This is a genomic window from Glycomyces sp. NPDC046736 (genome assembly GCF_040645615.1).
Lineage (GTDB): Bacteria > Actinomycetota > Actinomycetes > Mycobacteriales > Micromonosporaceae > Glycomyces.
Genome location: NZ_JBEYYO010000008.1, coordinates 96695 through 119897, shown reverse-complemented (window position 1 = coordinate 119897; position 23203 = coordinate 96695). Strand labels below are relative to the sequence as shown.

Below are 23203 nucleotides of genomic sequence, written 5' to 3'. Positions count from 1 at the left end.
CATGACCGAGACCCTCCGCATCCCGTTCGAAGCGAACGAACCCGACCGCGACCTGCCCATGACCTGGGGCCAGCGCGCGGTGCTCGAAGGCATCCGCCGCTTCGGCGAGGACGGCGGCTACTTCAACCACGAGCTGCTGTGCGAGGTCGCCCCCGGCGGCACGCTTGAGGACGCGGCCGCCGCGATCGGCGACGTGCTGGGGGAGTTCGCGGTCCTGCGGACGCGTTTCTCCGACGACGAGCGCGGCCCGCGCCAGCTCGTGTGCGGTTCGGGCGCAATGGAGTTCGCGGTGCGCCGGATCGGCGAGGACGGGACGATCCCGCTGGAGATCGGGGAGGCGAAGGGCTTCAGCTTCGCCGACGGCGACTGGAGCGCGCGCGGCGTGGTGGTGTGCGCGGGCGAGTCCCCGGTGCTGGTCGCGCTCGCCGTCAACCACCTCGCGCTCGACTGCGGCTCCTACGACCTGGTGCGCGACCGCCTGGCCGCGAGGCTCAAGGGCGACGGCGAACCCGCCGCGATCCTCCAGACCACCGACCAGGCCGACTACGAGGCCACGCCGCAGGCTCGGCGCCGCTCGGCCTCGGCGATCGCGTTCTGGCGCAGGGAACTCCTGGCCATGCCGGACTCGATGGTCGAGCCTGTGCTTCCCACCGAGGACCCGCTGCCGTACAAGAGCGCCCGGATCCGCAGCGCCGCGATGTCGGTGGCCGCGTCCCGGGCCGCCGAGCGGCTCGGTGTCTCCTCGGCCTCGGTCCTGTTGGCGCTCAACGCGGTCGTCCTCGAAGCGCTCACCGGCGCTGCGAGCCAGTCCTTGCAGCTCATCGTGGGCAACCGGTACACGCCCCGCGACCGCCGAGTGGCCGCTGCCCTGGCCCAGAACGGACTGTTCAATCTGGACCTCGGCGAGCTGACCTTCGACGAGCTGGTCCGCTCGTGCTTCCGCCGCTCGCTCGCCACGTACAAGTTCGGCTTCTACGACCCGGCCGAGCTGGAGCCGGTGCGATCCGAGGTCGAGGCCGAACGCGGTGCGCCGCTCGACCTCGCGGCCTACTTCAACGACGCGCGGGCCGGAGGCGGCTGGCCCGAGCGACCGGACGCCGACCCAGCCGACCTGCTCGGCGAGACGGTCGTCGAGCGCGACGGCGAATGGCCCCGCCATGACGCGAAGCTGTTCACCGCGATCGGCCGCGACCGCCGCTCCTGCGAGTTCAGCCTGCTGTTCGACACCCGCTGCGTCCGGGAACCGGCCGTCCACGCCGCGCTCCGGGCCGCCGAGGCGCTCCTGGTGGCCGCCGCCGAGACCGATGTGCCCGCCCGTCTGTCCGTTTGAGGTTTCGTGTCGTATCGATTGGGTAGCCTGCGGAATCACTGGCCCGTCCGGAGGGCCGTACGAGTGAGGAGGCGGCCGATGGCGAAGCAGAAGGAAGTGCAGAACAACGAGGCGGTGCCGGCCGCGGAGTCCGACGCGCTGCGCCTGTCGGACATCTCCGGCCGCGACAGCGTGGGCACGCCTGACGTGGACCCGGACGCCGACTTCGAGTTCGAGCTGCCCGATCCGACCTCGCACGGGCGCGTGCGCCTGCTCCTGATCGCCGTCGCGGTGGCCGGAGTGGCCGTCGGCGCGGTCGTGGGCGGCAAGATGCTGTACGAGCGCCGCAGGTCCGACCGGCTCTACCGCCGGGCCGTGGCGAACCTTGAGCACGCCCGGGACGCGCTCGTCTCCGTGGCCTCCGAACTGCCCGAGCGCGGCCGCGACGCGATCGAGCACTTCCGGCGCTGACCGACCTGAATCGCCCGCCGGGCCGAGAGGACCGTCCAGTCCTCTCGGCCTTCTCTGCCGACTAGTAATATGTGATATATTACCGCGATGCAATATTCGATGCCGGGCATGTGGATCTCCGAACACCGCGTCCCCGTCCCGCTGAACTGGGACGACCCCGCCGAAGGCGACATCGAGGTTTTCGTCCGCGAGATCGTCGATCCCGACCGGCGCGGCGACGACCTCCCGCTCCTCACCTTCCTCCAGGGCGGCCCCGGCGGCGCGAACCCCCGTCCGGTCGAGCCCTCCGGCTGGATCGAGGAGGCCCTGGAGCATTACCGGATCGTCCTGGTCGACCAGCGCGGCACCGGCCGCAGCACCCCGCTCGACGCCCAGATCATCGCCGATCTCGGCGACGCGAACGCCGGAGCCGACCACCTCGCCCACTTCCGCGCCGACTCGATCGTGCGCGACCTCGAACACGTGCGCCACACCGTCTACAACGGACGCAAATGGGCCACCATCGCGCAGAGCTACGGCGGCTGGCTGACCCTCGCCTACCTCTCCCGCGCACCCGAAGCGCTCACTGCCGCATACGTGTGCGGCGGCATCCCCGGCAACCCCATGGACGTCGAAGAGGTCTACCGCCGCACCTTCGACCGCGTGAGGGACAAGACCGCCGAGTACTACCGCCGCTACCCCCAGGACGCCGAGCGGACCGCCGCGATCGCCGACCGCCTCGCCGCGGGCGACGTCACGCTCCCCGACGGCGACACGCTCACCGTGCGCCGCTTCCAGACCCTCGGCCTCGACTTCGGCATGAAACCCGGTTTCGAGCGCATGCACTGGCTGGTCGAGCACGCGTTCATCCGCGACGGCCGCCTCTCCGAAGGCTTCCTCGCCGACGTCCTCGCCCGCACCTCCTCGGCCGCCAGCCCCCTCTACTGGGCCCTCCAGGAGTCCATCTACGGCGACGGCTCCAACGGCCCCACCGCCTGGGCCGCCCAAAGGGAGCGCGACCGCCGCCCCGAATTCGCCGAGGCCCGCCGCCCGCTCCCGTTCACCGGAGAGATGGCCTTCCCGTGGATGTTCGAGGAGGTCCGCCTCCTGCGCGGCTTCGCCCCGGCCGTCCACGCGTTGGCCGAGCGTCCGCAGTGGAGTCCGATCCTCGACGCCGAGCGCCTGGCCGCCAACGAGGTCCCGCTGGCCGCGGCCGTCTACTTCGACGACATGTTCGTCGACTCAGGACTCCAGCTCGACACCCTCAAGGGCATCGGCAACGCCCAGGCCTGGGTCACCAACGAGTTCGAGCACGACGGCATCGCCTCGGGCAAGGTCTTCACCCGCCTGCGCGAGCTCGTGCGCGACCGAGGCGGCGAGCAGCGTTGAGCGGCCTCACCGCTGACCTCCGGCTCGAACCCGGCGAGAGCCTCCGCGCCCGCGTCGAGCGCACGCTCTCGCTCGCGATCATCTCCGGCGAACTCGCCCCCGGCACGCTCCTGACGGTGCCCACGCTCGCCGAGCGGTTCGCCGTCTCGGCCACCCCGGTCCGCGAGGCCGTGCTCGACCTTGAGAAGCGCGGTTTCGTGGAACCGGTGCGCAACAAGGGCTTCCGGGTGACCGAGGTCAGCGAGGCGCTCCTTCGCGACATCGTGGAGATCCGGCTCCTGCTGGAACCGCCCGCGATGGCCCGCCTGGCCGCAGACTTCCCCGCAGCGCGCCTGGACGAGTTCCGCTCCCGCGCTGACGCGATCGTCGAAGGCGCCCGCACCGGCGACCTCACCGCCTACCTCCTCGCCGACCAGCGCTTCCACCTCGACCTCACCGCGCTCCTTGGCAACCGGGTCCTGGTCGAGACCATCGGCGAACTGCGCGCCCGCACCCGCCTCGTCGGCCTCGTCTCCCTTGTGGAGACCGACGAGCTCGACGCCTCCGCCGCCGAGCACCACCGGCTCCTCGACCACCTCGCCGCCGGTGACGCCGAAGCGGCCGCCGAGCTCATGCGCCACCACATCGGCCACGCCGTGGGCTGGTGGGCCGGGCGCACCGAACCGACCGAGACCTGAAGGGGGCGAGGTGAACGCGGACGTCGTGGTGATCGGCGCGGGCATCGTCGGCGCGGCCTGCGCCAGGGCCCTCGCGCGCGCTGGCTTGAGCGTGGTGGTGCTCGACCGCGACGCCCCCGCCAGCGCGACCAGTGCCCGTGGCGAAGGCAACCTCCTCGTCTCCGACAAGGCTCCCGGCCCCGAACTCGACCTCGCGCTCCTGGCCGCCGATCACTGGCCGCGCCTCGCCGCTGAGCTGGCCGATGAGCTGGGCTCGTTCCCGGATCTCGAGTACGACCGCAAGGGCGGCCTCGTCGTGGCCACCACTGCCGAAGGCGCGGCACCGTTGCGCGCGTTCGCGCGCAGCCAAGCCGAGGCCGGGGTCGAAACCGAACACCTGAGCGCCGCCGATGCGCTTTCCCTTGAGCCGCATCTCAACCCGGAGGTGACGGCCGCCGTCCACTACCCGCAGGATGCCCAACTCCAACCGGTGGTCGCCACCGAGGCGCTGCTCGCCTCGGCCCGCCTGGCCGGGGCCCGGGTCTTGGCGCATCGTGAGGCCTTGGGTCTGGTTCGCGATGCGGCGCGGCGGATCACGGGTGTGCGCACCGCGTCCGAGACGATCGGCACCTCAGCGGTGGTGGTCGCGGCCGGGCCCTGGTCGGGTGCGGTGACCGAGTCGTTCGGCGCGCGTCTGCCGGTGCGGCCGAGGCGCGGCATGGTCCTGGTGACCGCCCGCATGGCCCCGCGGGTGTTCCACAAGGTCTACGACGGCGATTATGTGGGCGCGACCCAGTCGGCCGAAGCGGACCTCCAGACTTCCAGCGTGGTCGAGTCGACTCCCGGCGGCACCGTCCTCATCGGATCGAGCCGGGAGCGGATCGGTTTCGACGACCGCCTGCGGGTCGCCGTCCTCGCCCAACTGGCCCGCCGGGCCCTGCGCCTGTTCCCGTTCCTCGCGGCCACGCCGGTGATCAGGGCTTACGGCGGCTTCCGGCCGTACGTGCCCGACCACCTCCCAGTCATCGGCGAGGACCCCCGCCACCCGGGCCTGTGGTACGCCACCGGCCACGAGGGCGCGGGCATCGGCCTCGCGGGCGTGACGGGAGACCTGTTGTGCGCCCAGCTCATCGGAACAGCCCCGGCGATCGACCCGACCGCGTTCCTCCCGTCGCGCCCGAGCCTGGCAGCCCGCCCGCGCACTGACAACACACAGCCGGGAGGCTCCGCATGAGCGCCGATCCGACCCGAGCCGCCTCCGCTGTCGCCGATCTGACCCGTGACGCCCGCGCTGCCGCCGATTCGGGTGGGCCGCGCGCGTCGCGAAGGGACGCCCTCGCCTGCCTGACCACACGGCGCGGCGCCCTGCCGGGAGGCCCGGCATGAGCGGCATCGTTCCGTGGCGTTCCGACCCGATCCGGCCCGAGCCTCCCGCGCCGCTGTCGATCACCGTCGACGGCGTCCGAGTCGAAGGGCTGCAAGGCCAATCCCTCGCCGGAGTCCTTCTCGCCGCCGATCGCGCCGCTTGGCGCACGACTCCGGCGGGCCGCCCGCGCGGCGTGTTCTGCGGGATCGGTGTGTGCTTCGACTGCGTCGCCACGGTTAATGGCGAATCCGACGTGCGCCTGTGCACGCGCCGCGCCCGCGACGGCGACGCGGTCGCCACGCAGGACGACACGGGGGAGGACTGTTCATGAGCGGTGTTCTCGACACCGGCGCGGGCCCCGCCGGGTTCGCGACCGCAATCGTTTCGAGCGGCGCGGGCACCCGCGCCGCGGGTGCCGACGCAGTCGGCGGCGGGGTCGTCACTCAAGACGACGAAGCCGCATCCGTGGGCGGCGTGGTGCTTGACATCGGCGACGCGATCACCGCCAGAGTCGGCCGCTCGGTACGACATGTGGGAAGCCAGTGCACGAGCTGTAGTCGCGATATCGGCGCGGGCCTTGTCGAACCCGCGCTTGCCATCGTTTCGGGCGACGCAGGTCGGCGCACCACGCCTCCAGGCATAGGCGTTGCGGTCGTAGTTCAGGGTGACGACGCCGCTGTCGCGACCGTTGCTCGCGCGCGCCCCGTTCCGCTCTACTCCCGCGATGCCGACCCCGACACCTCCGGGGGTCGACAATGAGACATGTTCTCGTCATCGGCGCAGGTCCCGCCGGGCTCTCTGCTGCCGTCGCCGCGAGTGATGCCGGTGCGCGCGTCACGTTGCTTGACTCCGGTGACGCTCTCGGCGGCCAGTATTGGCGGCATCTCCCTCCCGAGCGGCCGAGCCGCCGCGAATCGCGACTTCACCACGGCTGGAAGGCTTACGAGCGCCTCCGCGACCGCGTCACCGCCGACACCGCGACCGAAGTCCTCACCGAGGCGCAGGTCTGGGCGATCGAGACCGTCGAGGCCGTCACCGCGCACGTCCTCATCGGACCCGCCGACAGCGCAGGCCGCGAAGCCCGCACCGTCACCGCCGACGCCACCGTGATCGCCACCGGCGCGCACGACCGCACCCTGCCCTTTCCCGGCTGGCACCTCCCCGGCGTCTACTCGGCCGGGGCCGCCCAAGCCCTCGCGAAAGGCGAACGCGTCGCAGTCGGCCGCCGCGTCGTGGTCGCCGGAGCCGGGCCGTTCCTGCTCCCGGTCGCCCAGTCCCTCACGGCCGCAGGCGCTCGCGTCCTCGGCGTCTACGAGGCCGCCCGCCCCGCCGCCCTCGCCCGCGGCTGGCTCCCGCGGCCCCACCGCCTGCTCTCGGCCACTCGCAAAGCCCCCGAGCTCGCCGGGTACGCCGCCCACCACCTGCGGCGCCGTGTGCCCTACCGCCTCGGCCGAGCCGTGATCGAAGCGCGTGGCGAGGACCGCGTCGAAGAGGTCGTCACCGCCCGCCTCGACCCCGACTGGCGTCCCCTGCCCGGCACCGAACGCACCCTCGCCGCCGACGCGGTGTGCGTCTCGCACGGCTTCACCCCGCGCCTCGAACTGCCGATCGCCGTAGGCTGCCGCATCGGCCCCGACCGGTTCGTGGCGGTCGACGCCGACCAGCGCACCAGCGTCGGATCCGTCTATGCCGCAGGGGAGTCCACCGGCATCGGCGGCGTCGACGCGGCCCTGGTCGAAGGCCGCATCGCCGGACACCGCGCCGCAGGCGGCCGGTCCGGACTGCGCGGCGACCTGCGCCGCCGCGCCGCCACCACCGAGTTCGCCCGCCGCATCGAGGCCGCCCACGGCATCCGTCCGGGATGGACTTCCTGGCTCACCGACGACACCGTGATCTGCCGCTGCGAAGAAGTCGCCTACGGGCCCCTCCGCGACGCCGCCGCAGCGACCGCGCAGACCTCGACCCGCTCGCTCAAACTCACCACCCGCGCGGGCCTGGGCCTGTGCCAGGCCCGCATGTGCGGCCGCACCCTCGAAGACCTCACCGGCGCGGCCCCCGCCCGCGCCGAGGACACCACCGATCGGCGGCCCCTGGCCGCCCCCGTCCGGCTCGGCGACCTCGCCGCGCTCGCCCCAGAGGAGATCTCATGACCGATCCGCAGTTCGACCTGGGCGGCGTCATCGTCGCCACCACCCTCGCGTTCAAGGAGGACCCGAAGGCCCCCGGCGGTCTCGCGGTCGACTACGACAAGTACGCCGAGCACTGCGACTTCCTCATTCGCAGCGGTTGCCGCGGCGTCGGCCCCAACGGCTCGCTCGGCGAGTACTCCTCGCTCACCGACGCCGAGCGCCGCAAGGTCGTCCAAGTCGCCGTCGACACCGTCGCAGGCCGCGGCCTGGTCGTCGCGGGCGTCCACGGCGTCGGCTGGCACCAGGCCGTCCAATGGGCCGAGCACGCCAAATCCGACGGCGCCGACGGCGTGCTCCTGCTGCCACCGACCATCTACCGCGCCAACCGCGGCGAAGTCGTCGAGCACTACTCGCGCGTCAACGAGGTCGGCCTGCCGATCATGATGTACAACAACCCCATCGACACCAAAGTGGACCTCGTCCCCGACCTCGTGGCCGAACTCTACGAACTCGACAACGTGGTCGCCATCAAGGAGTTCTCGACCGACGTGCGCCGCGTCCTGGAGATCAAGGAGCGCTGCGACATCGACGTGATCGCCGGAGCCGACGATCTCCTGTTCGAGTCCCTCGTCGTGGGCGCCACCGGCTGGTTCGCCGGGTACCCCAACGCGTTCCCGCGCGAGGCCGTCGAGATCTATGACCTCGTGCAGGCCGGGCGCATCGAAGACGCCCGCCACCTCTACAGCGGCCTCGTCCCGGTGTTCCGCTGGGACTCCAAGACCGAGTTCGTGCAGGCCATCAAGCTCTCGATGGACATCGCCGGCCACAGCTACGGCGGCCCCACCCGCCCGCCCCGCGGGCCCCTCAGCCCCGCGCAGCGCGACCAGATCACCCGCGACACCCGAGCGGCCCTCGACTTCGCGGCCGCCAGATGACCACCGACCCACGGGGAGCACGATGAAGACCATAAGGACGATCAGCGCGGTCGACTCCCACACCGAAGGCATGCCCACCCGCGTCGTCACCGGCGGGGTGGGCGCCATCCCCGGCGCGACCATGAATGACAAGCGCCTCCACTTCATCGCCCATCTCGACCACCTGCGACAGTTCCTCATGAACGAACCCCGCGGGCACCCGGCGATGAGCGGCGCGATCCTCCAGCCGTCCACTCGGGACGACTGCGACTGGGGCGTGGTCTTCATCGAAGTATCGGGCTGCCTGCCCATGTGCGGCCACGGCACCATCGGCGTCGCCACCGTCCTGGTCGAGACCGGCATGGTCGAAGTGACCGAACCGGTCACCGAGATCCGCCTCGACACCCCCGCCGGGCCGGTCACCGCCAGCGTCGCGGTCGAGGACGGGCGCGCCACTTCGGTCACCATCCAGAACGTGCCCAGCTATGTGGACCGGCTCGACACCGAGATCGAGGTCCCCGGCCTCGGAACCGTCCCCTACTCGATGGCCTTCGGCGGCAACTTCTACGCCATCGTCGACCTCGACGCCCTCGGCCTCCCCTTCGACCGCACCCGCCAGCAGGACATCCTCACCGCCGGACTCGCCGTCATGGACGCGATCAACACCACCGCCCCGCCGCGGCACCCCCACATCGCCGGACTCGACCACTGCCACCACGTCTACTTCACCGCCCCCGGCTCCACCGCCGCCCACTCCCGCCACGCCATGGCCATCCACCCCGGCTGGTTCGACCGATCCCCCTGCGGCACCGGCACCTCCGCGCGCATGGCCGAACTCTGGGCCCGCGGTGAACTCCCACTCGACACCGACTTCGTGAACGAGTCCTTCATCGGCTCCCGCTTCATCGGCCGCCTCATCGCCGAGACCGCCATCGGCGACCGCCCCGCCGTCGTCCCCACCGTCACCGGCCGCGCCTGGATCACCGGCACCGCCCAGTACACCCTCGACCCCACCGACCCGTTCCCCACCGGCTTCCAGTTCTAGGAGCGCACGATGACCACCGACGCCACCGCCCGCACCGCCGACACCGCGACCCGCGCCCTCGCCGAACTCCCGCCCACCGTGAGGGCCGGCGCACTTGTGGCCCTCGCCGACGCGCTCACTTCGAACGCCGACGAACTCGTGGCGCTCGCGATGGGGGAGACCGGACTCGCCGAGGCTCGGCTTCGCGGCGAGCTCAAGCGCACTGCGGTGCAGCTGCGACTCTTCGCCGACACCGTCGTCGACGGCGCCCACCTCGACGTGAGGATCGACCGCGCCGACCCCGACTTCGCGCTCGGCCCCCGTCCCGACGTGCGCAGCGGCAACGAACCGATCGGCCCGGTCCTCAACTTCGCCGCCGGGAACTTCCCGTTCGCGTTCTCGGTCGCGGGCGGCGACACGGCTGCGGCGCTCGCGGCGGGGAACGCGGTGATCGTGAAGGCCCACCCGGGGCATCCGCGCCTCGCGGCTCGAGTCGCGGCGATCGCCGCTGAAGCGCTCGAAGGGGCCGGTCTGCCCACGGGCACACTGCAACTCATCGAAGGCCAGGACGCCGGGGTCGCGATGCTCGAGCACCCGCTGATCAAGGCCGCCGCGTTCACCGGCTCGCTCCGCGCGGGCCGCCTCCTCGCCGACATCGCCGCCGCCCGCCCGGCCCCGATCCCGTTCTACGGCGAACTCGGCAGCGTGAACCCGGTCTTCGCGACGGCGGGAGCGATCAAGGCCCGCTTGGCCGAGTTCGCTTCGGGTCTGGCGGCGAGCGTGGGCGGCTCGGCCGGTCAGCTCTGCACCAAGCCCGGATTGGTTTTCGTTCCGGCTGACCACGGTCTTGACGGGGCCGTTGCCGATGCCGTTGCGGTGCAGGAGCATCGAATGCTCGACCCGCGAATCGGAGACGGGTACCGCGAACGCCGCGACACGATCCTGAGCGCGGATGGCGTGCGGGTGATCGTGGAGGGCTCGGCCCGAGTCGACGACGAGGGCCAGGGCTGGGTGACACCGACCGTGGTGGCGACCACTCTGGACGGGCTTCGCGCGAATGCGGTGCTGTCGGGGGAGTGCTTCGGCCCGTTGACGATCCTGGTCGAGGTCCCCGACGAGGCCGACTACGCCGAGATCCTGGACGACCTCTTCGAAGGTGAACTCTCCGTCGCCATCTACAGGGCCGAAGGTGAAGACGTATCACTCCTCGCTCGAACAGCCGCCCGCAAGACAAGCCGCGTGCTCTTCGACGCCTGGCCGACGGGTGTCGCGGTCACCCCCGCGATGCAACACGGAGGCCCCTGGCCCGCAACAACATCAGGCGGAACCAGCGTCGGCACCGCAGCGATCAACCGCTTCCAAAGAGCAGTCGCCTACCAGAACGCCCCCGCAGAGGCCCTCCCTGCGCCGCTGCGCGACGACAACCCCTGGAACGTCCCGCAGCGCATCGCCGAAGCGGGCGAGTCCACGACCTGGGGCGACCGCGCGAAGTCCTGAGGCACTTCCCCAGGCACGCCGAACGCCGAGCACGCCGAAGATCGCCGGGACCACCGGGGTTGGGCCCCCGGTTTTCAACGGTTCCCGAGGGGTACGACAATTCAGGGCAGCAAGGCACGAATCGTGCCGGGGATCACTGTGCCTGGAGCTCCCTCGTCGCGACCGGGCGGTGCGTCCGCAGCGCCTGATCGAGGTCGGTCATCAGGTCTTCTGGGGCTTCGAGGCCGATGGAGAGGCGTACCAGGCTTTCCGTGGGCTTTGCCTCCGAAGCCACCGGGCGGTGTGTCAAGGCTGCCGGGTGTTGGATCAGTGAGTCGACTCCGCCGAGGGAGACCGCGTGGGTGAAGAGGTTGACTCCTGAGGTGACTGCCAAGGCTTGTTCGTAGCCTCCGAGCAGTTCCACTGCGATCATGGCGCCGGGGCCTCGCATTTGCTTGCCCAGGAGGCCCTTCGGGTCCTCGGCGAGGCCCGGGTAGTGGACCTCCGCCACGCTCGGGTGCCGTTCCAGCCATGCCGCGATTCGCCTGGCGCCTTCTTGTTGCGTCCGTACTCGGATCGGCAGGGTCGTCAAGCCTCGGTGGAGCAGGTACGCGCCCAGCGGGTGCAACAAGCCGCCTGTCACCGCCCGGACCCGCCGCAGCGCCGCCGCTGTCTCGTTCCCGCAGGCGATCACGCCCGCCACCACGTCGCCGTGGCCGCCCAGGTACTTCGTGGCGCTGTGCAGCACCATAGAGGCACCGAAGTCGAGCGGGTTCTGGAGTACCGGGGTGGCGAACGTGTTGTCCACCAGGACCGGGACCCCTTGGGCCGCTTGGACCACCGCTGTAATGTCGACCAGTTCCAGCGTGGGGTTCGCCGGGGTCTCCAGCACGATCAGGCCCGTCTCCGGCCGCACCGCCGCCGCCACCTCGTCCGCCGTGCAGTACGTGGTCTCGGTGCCCAGCAGGCCCGTCGAGAGCAGGTGGTCGGTTCCGCCGTACAGCGGGCGCACCGCCACCACGTGGCGCTTGCCCGACTCGGCGATCGTGGCCAGGATCGCGGCGGTCATCGCCGCCATGCCCGACCCGAACGCCACCGCCGCTTCGGCGTGCTCCAGCTCCGCCAGCGCCGTCTCGAACCGCGCCACCGTGGGATTCCACAGCCGCGCGTACACCGCGCCGCCCTCGGTCGGGGTCCCGCCAGTCGCCATCGACTCGTACGAGAGCCCGCCGGCCTCGATGTCGGGCAGGGGATTGGTCGAGGAGAGGTCGATCGGGAGGGCGTGGACGCCGAGTTCCGCGAGGTCTTCGCGGCCGGCGTGGACGGCGACGGTGTCGAGTTGCAGCCACGGCGATTTCATGACCAGACTGTAAGTAGAACCACAAGATACTGCAATACTTGCTGTGGGATCTAGCGTCAAGGTCCGAAATCAACGTGGATTCAGCGGAGGGAACCCTCATGGCAGGCACCCAGTCGAAGAAACCGCAACCTCCTCCGGGAGGCCTGGACGGGACCGACCTGGCCATCCTCGCCGCCCTGGTCGAGGACGGCCGGATGACCAACGCGGCCTTGGCCGCCCGCGCCGGGGTCGCCGAGTCCACCTGCGCCTACCGGGTCCGGGCGCTGCGGGAGTCCGGCATCGTCGAGCGCATCGGGGCCCGGCTGAACACTGAGGCGCTCGGCCGCCCGCTGCACGCGATCATCAAGGTGCGCTTGGGAAGCCACAGCCGCGAGTACGTGCACAACCTCTACGACCGGCTCATGAACGTCCCCGGCGCGCTCACGGTCTTCCATGTGGCCGGGGACGACGACTTCCTCATGCACGTGGCCGTGGCTAACCCTCAGGACCTGCGGGATCTGATCCTCGAACACGTGACGGTCCATCCGATGGTCCGGCAGACCGAGACCCAGCTGGTGTTCGAGGTGCGCGAGGCCGACGGCCTCCTGGGCTGACCAGCGCCTCGACCGTTCGCGGGAGCCGTTCGTCCCCGGTCAGGGCCGTGTGGTGCAGGACCGCCACGAGCGCCGGCGCAAGCGCCTCCGGATCGCCGTCGAAGCGCCCGAGTTCGCCTTCTGCCTTGAGATACGCGGCCAGTGCCCGCTCGATCGCGTCGAATCCCTTGTCGCCCAAGACCGCCTCGACGTTCGGCGCGAGGTCCGGGTGCAGCACCTGTAGCCGCGCCAGCGCCGACAGCGCCGCTCGCGGTATCGCCTGGAGCGTCGCGCTGATGTTCCCCGCAGGGTCGCCGAGGCCCGGTTCCGGGAGTGCCGCCGCGGCCGCGCTCACGGTGAACGTGCGGTCCACCGCGTAGGCGGTGAGGAAATCGTCGAGGTCGGTGAAGTGGGCGTAGAGCAGGCCTGCGGCCACGCCCGCTTCGGTGGTGACGGCCCTCCCGGTGAGCTTGGCGGGTCTGAGGATCAGCGCCTCGACCGCGGTGAAGAGCTGCTGCCTGAGCTGGGGGATCGCGATTCCTCTTGGCACGGGACCCAGTCTACAACCGGAATGAACAATGGTTCATACTCAGTTTGAACATGTGTTCATTCTCAGGTTGGAGGCCCCATGACGACCAAACGAGCGATCATCGTCGGCGCCGGCATCGCCGGACTCGCCGCCGCCCTGCGGCTCCACCGCGGCGGGTGGGCGACCCTCGTCCTCGAACGCGCGCCCGCCCGCCGCAGCAGCGGCTACATGGTCAACCTCCTCGGCGGCGGCTACGACGCCGCCGAGCGCCTCGGCCTCGTCCCCGCACTCCAAGCCCGCGACCTGGGCGTCTTCACCTCGATCCTCACCCGCGCCGACGGCTCGCCCAAGTTCACCGTCCCCGCCGCCGTGGTCGAAGCCGCCGTAGGCGACCGCGCCCTCTCGCTCTTCCGCGGCGACCTCGAAACCGTCCTCTTCGAAGCGGCCGCAGCGGACATCCGATTCGCCACGACCCTGCGCGCCATCGACACCGACCCCGACGGCGTCACCGTCACCTTGAGCGACGGCGCCACCGAACGCGCCGACCTCCTCATCGCCGCCGACGGCCTGCACTCGGCCACTCGCGAAGCCGTGTTCGGACCCGAGGCCGACCACCTCGTCGAGATGGGCCACATGGTCGGCGCCCTGCCCCTCCACCGCGTCCCCACCGGACTCGCCGAAGGCTCCGGCAGCACCTACATCGGCCCCGGCCGCACCGCCGCCGTGGTCAACCTCGGGCCCGGCCGCTCCTCCGCGTTCTTCACCTACCGCACCGCAGACGCGGCCGCCGACCTCGAACGCGGCTCCGTCGCATCCCTCACGAGCGCGTTCGGCGACCTCGGCGGCGGCGTCCCCGACGCCCTCGACCAGCTCGCCGCAGCGCCCGAGACCGCCTACTTCGACTCGGTCAGCCAGATCGTCACCGACTCCTGGAGCCGCGGCCGCGTCGTGCTCCTCGGCGACGCCGCGTGGTGCGTGACCCTCTTCGCCGGTTTCGGCGCGGCCCTGGCACTCTCGGGCGCCGACGAACTCGGCGCCGCCCTCCAGCGCCACCCCGACGTCCCGACCGCGCTGGCCGACTGGGAAGCGCGCCTGCGCCCCGAGGTCCGCAAGCGCCAGGCCCTCGCCAAGCGAGGCATGCTCCAGTTCGCGCCGCCCACGAAGGCGCACATCTGGATGAACGACCTCACGATGCGAGCGATCCAGTTGCCCGGGCTGCGCGCCCTGGTGCAGCGGTCGATCCGCGCTGCGCGCTGACCGGGTCACCAAGCGTCACAAAGCAACCTTTTCGCTCCTCTGTGGCGTATCCAGCTCATGCATCAACCACACCGGCACCGGCGCCCCCGCGCCGCGGCCCTGAGCCTCATCGCCGCCGCGGCCCTCGCGACCACGGCCTGCACCGAGTCGAGCGATCCGAACACGCAGACCGCCGCCGAGGGCGGGACCGTCGACCCCTCCCAGCTCGTCGAGATGGTCAACGAGGGCCTGCGGCTCGAACAGGAGCTCACCGCCGCCGAGTACCGCATCATCACCGAATGCCTTGAGGCCCAGGGCTTCACGATCCACGACCAGCGGTATGTGGGCCAGAACAACCTCTACGAGGTCGAGAGCCTGGTCGACCATTACCCCACGTCCGAGTTCCTCCCCGAGGCCGACGCGGCCGCCGAGTGGGGCTTCGGCTGGTGGGCCGAGCAGGACTCGGAGTCCGACGAGGCGCAGGCGTACTACGAAGAGGCGTTCGACTTCCCCTGGGACGACGAACCGGTCTTCGACAACGACGCGTTCGAATCCCAGCCCGACGCCGACCGCCGAGCCTGGGCCGTCGCCTACCACGGCGAGGAGATGGTCGCGGACCTCGAAGGGACCGGTGAAGCGTCGGGCGGTTCCGCAGAAGACGGCGAACTCGAGTTCGAAGGCGGGACCCAGACCGGGCCCAAGCCCGGCGGCTGCCTGCTGGAGATGATCGAGTCGCTCTACGGCGACCTCCGCCAGGTCGAGATCGACCCCGAAAGCGGCTCCATGACCTGGCAATGGGAGCTCACGGCCCCGAGCATCGACCTCGACGCGGTCACCGAACGGTACGCCGCCGACACCGCGGAGGCTCAAGAGCCGTTCCTGTCCTGCCTCGCCGAGGGCGGCCACCCCGGCTGGGTGTTCGGCGAGGACGGGAGGCTCGCGATGAGCGACTACTCGTCGCTGCTCTACACCGGCGAGATCTATGAAGAGGAGTGGTTGGGCGACGGGCCGCGCCCGGCCGACACCACCCCGCCGGTGCCGGACCTGCCGGGCGACGCCCCTACCGACTACGAGGGTCAACGCGCCTACGAGATCGACATGGCCGTCGCTTTCGCCGCGTGCGCCGACGACACCGGCTACCGCGAGACCGCGGACACCGCGTACGAGACGATCCTCGCCGACCAGTACGCCGCGATCGAGACCGAGACCTACGCGTGGCAGGAAGAGATGCGCCAGCTCATCACCAAGGCCCAGGAGATCATCGGGGCCTGATGACGAAGGGCCCGCAGCGCACGCGCTGCGGGCCGCTCCTACGCCGCGGCCGTGCGCTGCTCCCACTGAGCGCGCAGGGCCGTGAACATCGGCTTGCGGGACGGGGACTCGGCGAGCCCGCCGTGCAGGATCGAGGTGACCGCGATCGCCGCCGACGCGTTGTCGGCGGCGGTCACGCCCCCCGCGATCAGGTCGAGGATCTCGTCGGCCGCCGCGGCGACCAGCGCCGGGTCGGCGGTCTTCGCGCCCCGGGAGAACCCGAACGCGAGGTCCTTGTCGGCGTTGACGTTGCGCGCCGGCGTGGTGTGCAGGCGGCGGCCGTAGCCGATGTCCTCGATCCAGGTGTCCACCAGGAAGACCAGCGTGCGGCTCGCCGGGTCCCACATCAGGTCGCTCTCCAGCAGTTCCGACAGTGCCGGGAGCTGCTGCGCCTGGGGGTGGGAGGATTCGACGAAGGCCGCGGCGTCGTCCTGCGAGAGATAGCGGTAACTCATCCTTGAACGGTAGCCCCTCCGAGCGCGCCGCCGTCGCAGCCTCGGGAACGAATGACCTCATCCATGCCCGTTCGACGCCGTTCGGTGCGATCGGAATCTCCTCACTATCGGATGATCACGCCCTCGCGATGGCGATGTTCGTGTTGCCGCGCGCTCCTGCCTCGTAGAACATGTAGAGGCGCCCGCCCTCCTCCGCGAAGCTCGGCGCGGCCGCCCGCGTCGCCTGCGGCTCGGTGTACAGGACCCCGAGGTGCTCCTCCCGGTCGAAGCTCGTGCCCACGCGCGCGACGTGCATCCGCCCGTCCCCGCCGTGGTAGACCACGTGCCCGCCGCCGTTTCGCGACCAGTAGTGCGCGCCCGAGAGCTGCCCACCCTCGCCAGCGGCCGGGGAGATCAAGGGCTGGGGCTTGAACTGCCAGCCCGAGGCCAGCGAATGCGACCAGCCGATGAAGATCTTCCTGGTCCCGGCCTGGTTGCCCATGAACAGCATGACGTAGACGCCCGACTGCGCAGGATGCGGGAACACTCGCGCGTACGAGGCCTCCGAGACGTTCGACGGCAGCATCGAGGTGTGCAGGACGGGGTCGCCGAACCCGAAGCTGCGCCCGTCCGCGGAGGTCGCGACCCGCGTGGTCCGGTTGTCCCCGTGGAAGTACAGGTACATCCGCCGGTCGGCGTCGTTCCAGTACGCGTGCGGGCTGGAGACGTGCGGCACCGAGTACGGGTCCCTCGTGATGATCGGGTTCGCCGAGTACTCCTTCCAGGGCCCGGAGAGCGAGTCGGCGTATGCCAGGCAGATCCCGCCCGGGTCGTCGTGCGGCGCGTAGTACATGTACCAGTTGCCCAGGGGGTTCTGGACCCTCCCGGCCACGTGCCTGATCGAGGGGAAGATGATCTCCCGCCTCGCGGGCGCGTAGCTGAGGGTGCTCTTGTCCATCGCCGCGCCCAGGCGCGTGAAGGTCGGGAAGCCCGGCACGGCCGCGCTCGCCGGGGCCGCGCCCAGCGCCGCGGTCGCCCCGAGGGCCGCGGCCCCCAGCAGCAGGCCGCGGCGGCCGAAGGCGGATGGTCGATCGGAATCCATGATCACTCCAGTCCGGCCCGACGGCCGCCGCCGCGCCACAGTGCGCGGCGGCGAAGAAGCGCCGAAACGGGCCTTTGGGGACGAGTCTGGGAGCGGCGGGATCGGCCGTCAAGATGATAATACGAATTATCATCTTGACGGCCCGGAAACCCGCGTGCAATATGATCACACGCACCAGCGCTGATACGCATTATCAGCTTCTCGAGAAAGGCCCCGCAGTGTCCGGAACTCGCCGCCGCGTGACCCAGCGCGACATCGCTCGCATCAGCGGCGTCAGCCAGGCCACCGTCTCCCTGGTGCTCAACAACCGCCTCGACGCCGGAGTGCGCATCGCACCCGAGACCCGCGAAAGGGTCCTCGACGCCATCCGCTCCACCGGCTACGTCGCCGACCCCGTCGCCCGCCGCCTCGCCGACCGCTACAACCGCATCGTCGGCGTCTTCACCTACGAGCCCGTGTTCCCCTCGGGCACAAGGGACTTCTACCACCCGTTCCTGGTCGGCATCGAAGAGAGCGCCGAACGCCTCGGCTGCGACCTGCTCCTGCTCACCAGCGCCCCCGTCCAGGACGGACGCCGCCGCATCTTCGCCGAAGGCAGCCGCATCCGCCTCGCCGACGGCTGCGTCCTCCTCGGCCGCGACCTCGACCGCGGCGACCTCACCCGCCTCCTCGCCGAAGGCATCCCCTTCGTCTCGGTCGGCCGCCGCGACGACGCCGGGGGACCGGTGCCCTACGTCGGCGCCGACTACCCGGCCGCCACCGCCGCCCTGGTCCGCCGCGCCGCCGCCCTCGGCCACACCGGCGTCGCCTACATCGGCTCCGGCGCGGGCCCCGAATCCTTCGCCGACCGCCTCCGCGGCTTCAACGCCGCCGCGGCCGGGCTCGACGCCCGCCACCTCCCCGAAGCCGTCCCCGCCGCCCTCGACGCGGCCGTGGCCGAGGGCGTCACCGCCCTGTTCCTCGAAGAGCCCGCCGACGCCCCGGCCGTCACCGCCTGGGCCCGCGCGAAAGGCCTCGACATCCCCTCGGACCTGTCCCTCGTCGCCCTCGGCGACCCGACCCGCCCGGTCTCGTTCGACCTCGACGTCACCGGGTTCACCATCCCCCGCCGCGAGATGGGCCGCCAGGCCCTCGACGTGTTCGGCGCGCTCCTCGAAGACGCCGAGACCGACACGCAGCGGCTGCTCCCGTGCGAACTGCACGACGGCACCACCCTCACCGGAAGGAACCGACCTTGAAAGAACTGCGAACCGACATCCTCGTGGTGGGCGGCGGACTCGGCGGCGTGGCCGCCGCGCTGGCCGCGCTGCGAGCCGGGCGCGACGTGGTCCTCACCGAGGAGTACGACTGGATCGGCGGCCAGCTCACCAGCCAGGCCGTCCCGCCCGACGAGTCGTCCTGGGTCGAGCAGTTCGGCGTCACGGCCTCCTATCGCTCACTGCGCGAAGGCATCCGCGACTACTACCGCCGCCACTACCCGCTCACCGAGGCCGCCCGCGCCAAGACCGACCTCAACCCCGGCGGCGGGCACGTCTCCCGCCTGTGCGCCGAGCCGCGCGTGGCCGTGGCCGTGCTCGAAGCGATGCTCGCGCCCCACCTCGGCTCGGGCCGCCTGCGCCTCCTCCAGCCCTACCGGCCGGTCGCGGCCGACACCGACGGCGACCGCGTCGAGGCCGTGACGCTGGTCCACCGCGACTCGGGCGAGCGCCTGACCGTCAGCGCTCCCTACGTCCTGGACGCGACCGAGACCGGCGAGCTGCTGCCGCTGACGGGCACCGAGTACGTGACCGGGTTCGAGTCGCGCCTGGACACCGACGAGCCGAGCGCCCCCGACGTGGCCCAGCCGCAGAACATGCAGGCCGTCTCGGTGTGCTTCGCGGTCGACCACGTCGAGGGCGACAACACGATCGACAAGCCCGCCGACTACGACTTCTGGCGCACCTTCACCACCGACTTCTGGGGCGGCCCGCTCCTGGGCCTGCGGGCGCCCAACCCCCGCACCCTGGAGCCGGCCGACCGGATCTTCGAGCCCAACCCCGACGACGACCCGCTCGCGGTCGTGGGGGACCAGAGGCGCGGCGGCGGCGACATGAACCTGTGGACGTTCCGCCGCATCGCGGCCCGCCGCACGTTCACGCCCGGCGCGTACGCCAGCGACATCACGCTCGTGAACTGGCCGATGATCGACTACTTCCTCGCTCCGGTGATCGACAACCCCGACGCCGAGGCGCACGTCGAGAAGGCCCGCGGGCTCTCCCGCAGCGTCATGTACTGGCTCCAGACCGAGGCCCCGCGCCTGGACGGCGGCACCGGCTGGCCCGGGCTGCGCCTGCGCGGCGACGTGACCGGCTCGGCCGACGGCCTCGCCCAGGCCCCCTACCACCGCGAGTCGCGGCGCATCAAAGCCGAGTACACGATCGTCGAGCAGGACCTCTCGGCGGCGGTGCGCGGCGACAAGGGCGCGGTGTCCTATCACGACAGTGTCGGCATCGGCATGTACCGCATCGACCTCCACCCCTCCACCGGGGGCGACAACTACATCGACGTCGCCTCCTCACCGTTCGAGATCCCGCTCGGCGCACTCCTGCCGGTCCGGACGGAGAACCTGCTCCCCGCCGGGAAGAACCTCGGCACCACGCACATCACCAACGGCTGCTACCGGCTGCACCCGGTCGAGTGGAACATCGGCGAGGCCGCCGGGGCCCTCGCGGCCTACAGCTTCGAGCGCGGCCTGCCGCCGCGCGCGGTGGCCGCCGACGGTGCCCTGCTCGCCGACTTCCAGGACCGTCTGGTGGCCCAGGGCTTCGAACTGCACTGGCCCGATGTGGCCCCCTACTGACAACGACGTCGACAGAAATGAGGAACCCCTTATGAGAAAGCAAGCGAAACTGCTGCTGGCCGCCGCGGCGGCCGCGCCGCTCGCGCTCGCCGCCTGCGGAGGCGGGGACGACGACGGCCCGGTCACGCTGCGCATGACCACCTGGTCTTCGAATGAGGACCATTTGGCGATGCTGAACGAGATCGCCGACGCCTACATCGCCGACAACCCCGGCGTCGAGGCCATCGAGTTCGACCCGCTGCCCTTCGAGGGCTACACGAGCACCCTCACCACCCAGATCGCCGGGAACAACGCCCCCGACCTGGCGTGGATCCTGGAGAACTCGGCGCCCGACTTCGTCTCCAGCGGCGCCCTCGTGCCGCTGACCGACACGCTCTCGGGGACCGACGGTTACGAGTACGACGACCTCGTGCCCGCCGCGACCGAGTTGTGGCGCGACGGCGACGAGCTGTACGCCTACCCGTTCTCGACCTCGCCGTTCGCGATGTTCGTCAACGACGACCTCATGGCCGAGGCCGGGCAGCCCACCGCCGCCGAGCTCGTGGCCTCCGGCGAGTGGACCTGGGACCGCGTGATCGAGGCCGGTGCGGCCGTGCACGCCCAGACCGGCTCGGACGGGGTCGTCATCCGCGACTTCGACTATTCGGGCTGGGACAACCTCTCCACCCTGTGGACCGGTTGGGGCGCGAGCCCCTGGAGCGGCGACGGGGTCGACTGCGGGTTCGACGACCCCGAGATGATCGACGCCCTCACGTTCATGCACGACGCCGTGTTCGAGCACGAGGCCATGCCCGGACCGGGCACCACCGCGGACTTCTTCGCCGGTGAGGCGGCCATGACCGTCACCCAGATCTCCCGCGCCGGACTCCTCGCCGAGGCACCGTTCGGCTGGGACCTGGTGCCGCTCCCGGCCGGGCCGACCGGCGAGTACTCCGTGATCGGCCAAGGCGGCCTCGGGGTCCTCACCGTCGCGCCCCACCCCGAGGAGGCCGCCGACTTCCTCGCGTACATGACCAGCCCGGAGAACTCCGCGAAGCTCGCCCAGTACTTCCCGCCGCCGCGCCAGTCCCAGCTCACCGCCGAGGTCCTCGGCCAAGCCAACCCGCTGCTGACCCCCGAGCAGCTCCAGGCCACCGTGATCGACCGGATGGACTCCGGGGTCGTCAAGCCCAGCCACACCGGCCAGGCCCAGCTCGACCAGGCCGTGCGCGCCGCGCTCGACCCGCTGTGGACGCCCGGCGCCGACATTGCCGCCGTCCTCGCCGAGGTCTGCGTGTCCATCGACCCGCTGCTGGCCCAATGACGCAGCCCGTCCCCGACACCGCCGCGCCCCGCCGGGAGGAATCCCGGCGGGCGCGGCCCGCCCGGTGGACCGCGCGCCGCCGCGACCACCTCGCCGGGTACCTGTTCATCACCCCGCAGATGCTCGGCGCGGCACTGTTCGTGCTGCTCCCGCTGGGCCTGATGGTCTGGTACAGCTTCCACGACTGGAACGTCCTCGCCGGCGGCTTCCAGTTCACCGGCACCGACAACTACGAGCGCCTGCTCGAGGACCCGGCCCTGCCCGGCGTGCTCGGCGCGACCGCCGCGTTCTCCGTCGGCCTCGTGATCCTCAACCTGACCCTGGCGCTGTCGCTGGCGATCCTGCTCAACCAGAAGCTGCGCGGCTCGATCGTCTTCCGCACGATCTTCTTCTCGCCCGTCGCGGTCACGCTCGTGGCCTGGACCATCGTGTGGCGCTTCCTGCTCCAGGACGACGGCGGCATCAACGGCCTGCTCTCAGGCATCGGCGTCGAGGGCCCCAACTGGCTGCGCGGCGAGACCACCGCGATGCTCGCCGTCATCGTGGTGCAGGTCCTCAAGAACGTGGGCCTGAACATGGTGCTGTTCCTCGCCGCGCTCCAAGGGGTCCCCAAGGAGCTCTACGAGGCCTCCACCCTCGACGGCGCGGGCCCTTGGACGCGGTTCCGGCGCATCACCATGCCGATGATCAGCCCCACGATCCTGCTCACCTCGATCATCACCGTGGTCGGCTCGCTCCAGGTGTTCGCGCAGATCGACGTGCTCACCAGCGGCGGGCCCGGCACCTCCACCACCGTGCTCGTCTACTACCTGTACCAGAACGCCTTCCAGTTCCACGACTTCGGGTACGGCGCGACCCTCTCGGTCCTGCTGTTCGCGATCGTCCTGGTGCTCACCGTGATCCAGTGGCAGATGCGCAGAAAGTGGGTCGTCCATGAGGACTGAACGCGTCAAGTTCGCGCCCTCGCGCCGCGCCAAGCTCGTCCTCTACGGGCTCATGTGCGTGCTCGCCGTCCCGTTCGTGTTCCCGACCTGGTGGATGGTCACCTCCAGTCTCAAGCCGGCGAACGAGATCTTCGCGTTCCCGCCCACGCTGTGGCCGACCGACGCGACGTTCGCCGCCTACGGCCGGGTCTTCGACTTCGCGCCGTTCGCGGCCCAGTACTGGAACAGCATGTACATCGCGGCCCTGGTGACCTTCGGGACGCTCGCGGTCTCCTCCCTCGCGGGGTACGCGTTCGCGCGCATCCGCTTCCCCGGGCACAACCTGCTGTTCCTGGTGGTCCTCGCCGGGCTCCTCATCCCCTCCGAAGTCACCATCGTGCCGCTGTTCCAGATGTTCAACGGGCTCGGCCTGGTCGACACGCACTGGCCTTTGATCCTCGTCCCGATCTTCGGCGCGCCCAGCGTCCTGGCCACGCTCATCATGCGGCAGTTCTTCATCGCGCTGCCCGGCGAGCTCGAAGAGGCCGGGCGCATGGACGGCCTGGGCCGGTTCGGCCTGTACTGGAAGATCGCGCTGCCGCTCTCGCGCCCGGCCCTCGGCGCGGTGGGGATCTTCTCGTTCCTGCACTCCTGGAACCTGTACCTCGAACCGGTGGTGTTCCTGTCCACCCCCGCGAAGTTCACGCTCCCGCAGGCGCTCACCCAGTTCACCGACGCCTACGGCGGCCCCATGTGGGACGTCCAGCTCTCGGCGGCCACGATGTCGGCCCTCCCGGTGCTCATCGTGTTCGTGGTGGCCCAGCGCCAGTTCGTCGAAGGCCTCGCCCACACCGGACTCAAAGGCTGAACGGCGGCGGGCC

General features: G+C 71.0%; 23 protein-coding genes. 19 read left to right on the top strand and 4 right to left on the bottom strand.

What is annotated here, in order from left to right; translation table 11 throughout:
• Position 1: 1 nt before the first annotated feature.
• The 11 genes from AB0B28_RS10460 (at position 2) to AB0B28_RS10410 (ending at position 10734) form a co-directional block, all read left to right on the top strand.
• Positions 2-1330 (top strand): hypothetical protein, encoded by a 1329-nt coding sequence (locus AB0B28_RS10460; RefSeq protein ID WP_360119366.1) that lies wholly within the window; start codon positions 2-4, stop codon positions 1328-1330.
• Positions 1331-1408: 78 nt separating this feature from the next.
• Positions 1409-1780: a hypothetical protein gene (locus AB0B28_RS10455; RefSeq protein ID WP_360119364.1), complete on the top strand. Its 372-nt coding sequence runs from the start codon at positions 1409-1411 to the stop codon at positions 1778-1780.
• 87 nt (positions 1781-1867) lie between these two features.
• Positions 1868-3148, top strand: coding sequence for an alpha/beta fold hydrolase (locus tag AB0B28_RS10450; RefSeq protein WP_360119362.1), 1281 nt, complete (start codon positions 1868-1870; stop codon positions 3146-3148).
• A complete protein-coding gene (locus AB0B28_RS10445; RefSeq protein ID WP_360119360.1) occupies positions 3145-3825 on the top strand; it encodes a GntR family transcriptional regulator in 681 nt (226 codons plus the stop codon). The genes AB0B28_RS10450 and AB0B28_RS10445 overlap by 4 nt, the downstream gene beginning before the upstream one ends.
• Before the next feature lie 10 nt (positions 3826-3835).
• A complete protein-coding gene (locus AB0B28_RS10440; protein ID WP_360119358.1) occupies positions 3836-5038 on the top strand; it encodes an FAD-dependent oxidoreductase in 1203 nt (400 codons plus the stop codon).
• Positions 5039-5186: 148 nt separating this feature from the next.
• Positions 5187-5501 (top strand): (2Fe-2S)-binding protein, encoded by a 315-nt coding sequence (locus AB0B28_RS10435; protein WP_360119356.1) that lies wholly within the window; start codon positions 5187-5189, stop codon positions 5499-5501.
• Positions 5498-5929, top strand: a complete 432-nt coding sequence (locus AB0B28_RS10430) for a hypothetical protein (RefSeq protein WP_360119354.1) — start codon at positions 5498-5500, stop codon at positions 5927-5929. Before AB0B28_RS10435 ends, AB0B28_RS10430 begins: the two co-directional genes overlap by 4 nt.
• Complete coding sequence (locus AB0B28_RS10425; protein WP_360119352.1) at positions 5926-7320, top strand: FAD-dependent oxidoreductase; 1395 nt, start codon at positions 5926-5928, stop codon at positions 7318-7320. Before AB0B28_RS10430 ends, AB0B28_RS10425 begins: the two co-directional genes overlap by 4 nt.
• On the top strand, positions 7317-8234 hold the full coding sequence (locus AB0B28_RS10420; RefSeq protein ID WP_360119350.1) for a dihydrodipicolinate synthase family protein: 918 nt from the start codon (positions 7317-7319) through the stop codon (positions 8232-8234). Before AB0B28_RS10425 ends, AB0B28_RS10420 begins: the two co-directional genes overlap by 4 nt.
• Before the next feature lie 22 nt (positions 8235-8256).
• Positions 8257-9258: a proline racemase family protein gene (locus AB0B28_RS10415; RefSeq protein ID WP_360119348.1), complete on the top strand. Its 1002-nt coding sequence runs from the start codon at positions 8257-8259 to the stop codon at positions 9256-9258.
• Positions 9259-9267: 9 nt separating this feature from the next.
• Positions 9268-10734, top strand: a complete 1467-nt coding sequence (locus AB0B28_RS10410; RefSeq protein WP_360119346.1) for an aldehyde dehydrogenase family protein — start codon at positions 9268-9270, stop codon at positions 10732-10734.
• Positions 10735-10867: 133 nt separating this feature from the next.
• Here AB0B28_RS10410 and AB0B28_RS10405 read toward each other — a convergent pair whose 3' ends face one another.
• On the bottom strand, positions 10868-12073 hold the full coding sequence (locus AB0B28_RS10405; protein WP_360119344.1) for an aminotransferase class I/II-fold pyridoxal phosphate-dependent enzyme: 1206 nt from the start codon (positions 12071-12073) through the stop codon (positions 10868-10870).
• A gap of 98 nt (positions 12074-12171) precedes the next feature.
• Here AB0B28_RS10405 and AB0B28_RS10400 point away from each other — a divergent pair, with 98 nt between their 5' ends.
• Positions 12172-12666, top strand: a complete 495-nt coding sequence (locus AB0B28_RS10400; RefSeq protein WP_360119342.1) for an Lrp/AsnC family transcriptional regulator — start codon at positions 12172-12174, stop codon at positions 12664-12666.
• Here the strand turns inward: AB0B28_RS10400 and AB0B28_RS10395 are convergent.
• Entirely contained in the window at positions 12548-13195 is a 648-nt protein-coding gene (locus AB0B28_RS10395; protein WP_360119340.1) for a TetR/AcrR family transcriptional regulator, read from the bottom strand. The two genes, AB0B28_RS10400 and AB0B28_RS10395, sit on opposite strands and share 119 nt — an antisense overlap.
• A gap of 78 nt (positions 13196-13273) precedes the next feature.
• Here AB0B28_RS10395 and AB0B28_RS10390 point away from each other — a divergent pair, with 78 nt between their 5' ends.
• Together AB0B28_RS10390 and AB0B28_RS10385 are read left to right on the top strand one after the other, a co-directional pair.
• A complete protein-coding gene (locus tag AB0B28_RS10390) occupies positions 13274-14431 on the top strand; it encodes an FAD-dependent oxidoreductase (protein WP_360119339.1) in 1158 nt (385 codons plus the stop codon).
• A 57-nt stretch (positions 14432-14488) separates the two neighbouring features.
• Positions 14489-15682 (top strand): hypothetical protein, encoded by a 1194-nt coding sequence (locus tag AB0B28_RS10385; protein WP_360119337.1) that lies wholly within the window; start codon positions 14489-14491, stop codon positions 15680-15682.
• Positions 15683-15720: 38 nt separating this feature from the next.
• On the opposite strand, the gene AB0B28_RS10380 is transcribed toward AB0B28_RS10385, so the two are convergent.
• On the bottom strand, positions 15721-16176 hold the full coding sequence (locus AB0B28_RS10380; protein ID WP_360119335.1) for a hypothetical protein: 456 nt from the start codon (positions 16174-16176) through the stop codon (positions 15721-15723).
• 115 nt (positions 16177-16291) lie between these two features.
• The gene (locus tag AB0B28_RS10375) at positions 16292-17257 is read right to left on the bottom strand and encodes a hypothetical protein (protein ID WP_360119333.1); all 966 of its coding nucleotides are present in this window, start codon (positions 17255-17257) and stop codon (positions 16292-16294) included.
• A 218-nt stretch (positions 17258-17475) separates the two neighbouring features.
• Here AB0B28_RS10375 and AB0B28_RS10370 point away from each other — a divergent pair, with 218 nt between their 5' ends.
• Genes AB0B28_RS10370 through AB0B28_RS10350 form a run of 5 tightly spaced genes read left to right on the top strand, consistent with a single transcriptional unit; the run spans position 17476 to position 23190 of the window.
• Positions 17476-18495, top strand: a complete 1020-nt coding sequence (locus AB0B28_RS10370) for a LacI family DNA-binding transcriptional regulator (RefSeq protein ID WP_360119331.1) — start codon at positions 17476-17478, stop codon at positions 18493-18495.
• Between the two features lie 5 nt (positions 18496-18500).
• Positions 18501-20096, top strand: coding sequence for an FAD-dependent oxidoreductase (locus AB0B28_RS10365; protein ID WP_360119507.1), 1596 nt, complete (start codon positions 18501-18503; stop codon positions 20094-20096).
• A 31-nt stretch (positions 20097-20127) separates the two neighbouring features.
• Positions 20128-21399, top strand: a complete 1272-nt coding sequence (locus tag AB0B28_RS10360) for a sugar ABC transporter substrate-binding protein (protein WP_360119329.1) — start codon at positions 20128-20130, stop codon at positions 21397-21399.
• Positions 21396-22343 carry a sugar ABC transporter permease gene (locus AB0B28_RS10355; RefSeq protein WP_360119327.1) on the top strand — a complete coding sequence of 316 codons (948 nt, stop codon included), beginning with the start codon at positions 21396-21398 and terminating at the stop codon, positions 22341-22343. The genes AB0B28_RS10360 and AB0B28_RS10355 overlap by 4 nt, the downstream gene beginning before the upstream one ends.
• A complete protein-coding gene (locus tag AB0B28_RS10350) occupies positions 22333-23190 on the top strand; it encodes a carbohydrate ABC transporter permease (protein ID WP_360119325.1) in 858 nt (285 codons plus the stop codon). The genes AB0B28_RS10355 and AB0B28_RS10350 overlap by 11 nt, the downstream gene beginning before the upstream one ends.
• The last annotated feature ends 13 nt before the right edge of the window (positions 23191-23203 follow it).

Bases quoted from the DNA above. Each gene is read 5' to 3' on its own strand.
- AB0B28_RS10420 (WP_360119350.1), top strand. From the start codon at position 7,317: ATGACCGATCCGCAGTTCGACCTGGGCGGCGTCATCGTCGCCACCACC.
- AB0B28_RS10405 (WP_360119344.1), bottom strand. From the start codon at position 12,073: ATGAAATCGCCGTGGCTGCAACTCGACACCGTCGCCGTCCACGCCGGC.
- AB0B28_RS10350 (WP_360119325.1), top strand. From the start codon at position 22,333: ATGAGGACTGAACGCGTCAAGTTCGCGCCCTCGCGCCGCGCCAAGCTC.
- AB0B28_RS10410 (WP_360119346.1), top strand. From the start codon at position 9,268: ATGACCACCGACGCCACCGCCCGCACCGCCGACACCGCGACCCGCGCC.
- AB0B28_RS10390 (WP_360119339.1), top strand. From the start codon at position 13,274: ATGACGACCAAACGAGCGATCATCGTCGGCGCCGGCATCGCCGGACTC.
- AB0B28_RS10385 (WP_360119337.1), top strand. From the start codon at position 14,489: ATGCATCAACCACACCGGCACCGGCGCCCCCGCGCCGCGGCCCTGAGC.
- AB0B28_RS10425 (WP_360119352.1), top strand. From the start codon at position 5,926: ATGAGACATGTTCTCGTCATCGGCGCAGGTCCCGCCGGGCTCTCTGCT.
- AB0B28_RS10460 (WP_360119366.1), top strand. From the start codon at position 2: ATGACCGAGACCCTCCGCATCCCGTTCGAAGCGAACGAACCCGACCGC.
- AB0B28_RS10375 (WP_360119333.1), bottom strand. From the start codon at position 17,257: ATGGATTCCGATCGACCATCCGCCTTCGGCCGCCGCGGCCTGCTGCTG.
- AB0B28_RS10455 (WP_360119364.1), top strand. From the start codon at position 1,409: ATGGCGAAGCAGAAGGAAGTGCAGAACAACGAGGCGGTGCCGGCCGCG.
- AB0B28_RS10360 (WP_360119329.1), top strand. From the start codon at position 20,128: ATGAGAAAGCAAGCGAAACTGCTGCTGGCCGCCGCGGCGGCCGCGCCG.
- AB0B28_RS10355 (WP_360119327.1), top strand. From the start codon at position 21,396: ATGACGCAGCCCGTCCCCGACACCGCCGCGCCCCGCCGGGAGGAATCC.
- AB0B28_RS10435 (WP_360119356.1), top strand. From the start codon at position 5,187: ATGAGCGGCATCGTTCCGTGGCGTTCCGACCCGATCCGGCCCGAGCCT.
- AB0B28_RS10400 (WP_360119342.1), top strand. From the start codon at position 12,172: ATGGCAGGCACCCAGTCGAAGAAACCGCAACCTCCTCCGGGAGGCCTG.
- AB0B28_RS10415 (WP_360119348.1), top strand. From the start codon at position 8,257: ATGAAGACCATAAGGACGATCAGCGCGGTCGACTCCCACACCGAAGGC.
- AB0B28_RS10450 (WP_360119362.1), top strand. From the start codon at position 1,868: ATGCAATATTCGATGCCGGGCATGTGGATCTCCGAACACCGCGTCCCC.
- AB0B28_RS10380 (WP_360119335.1), bottom strand. From the start codon at position 16,176: ATGAGTTACCGCTATCTCTCGCAGGACGACGCCGCGGCCTTCGTCGAA.
- AB0B28_RS10430 (WP_360119354.1), top strand. From the start codon at position 5,498: ATGAGCGGTGTTCTCGACACCGGCGCGGGCCCCGCCGGGTTCGCGACC.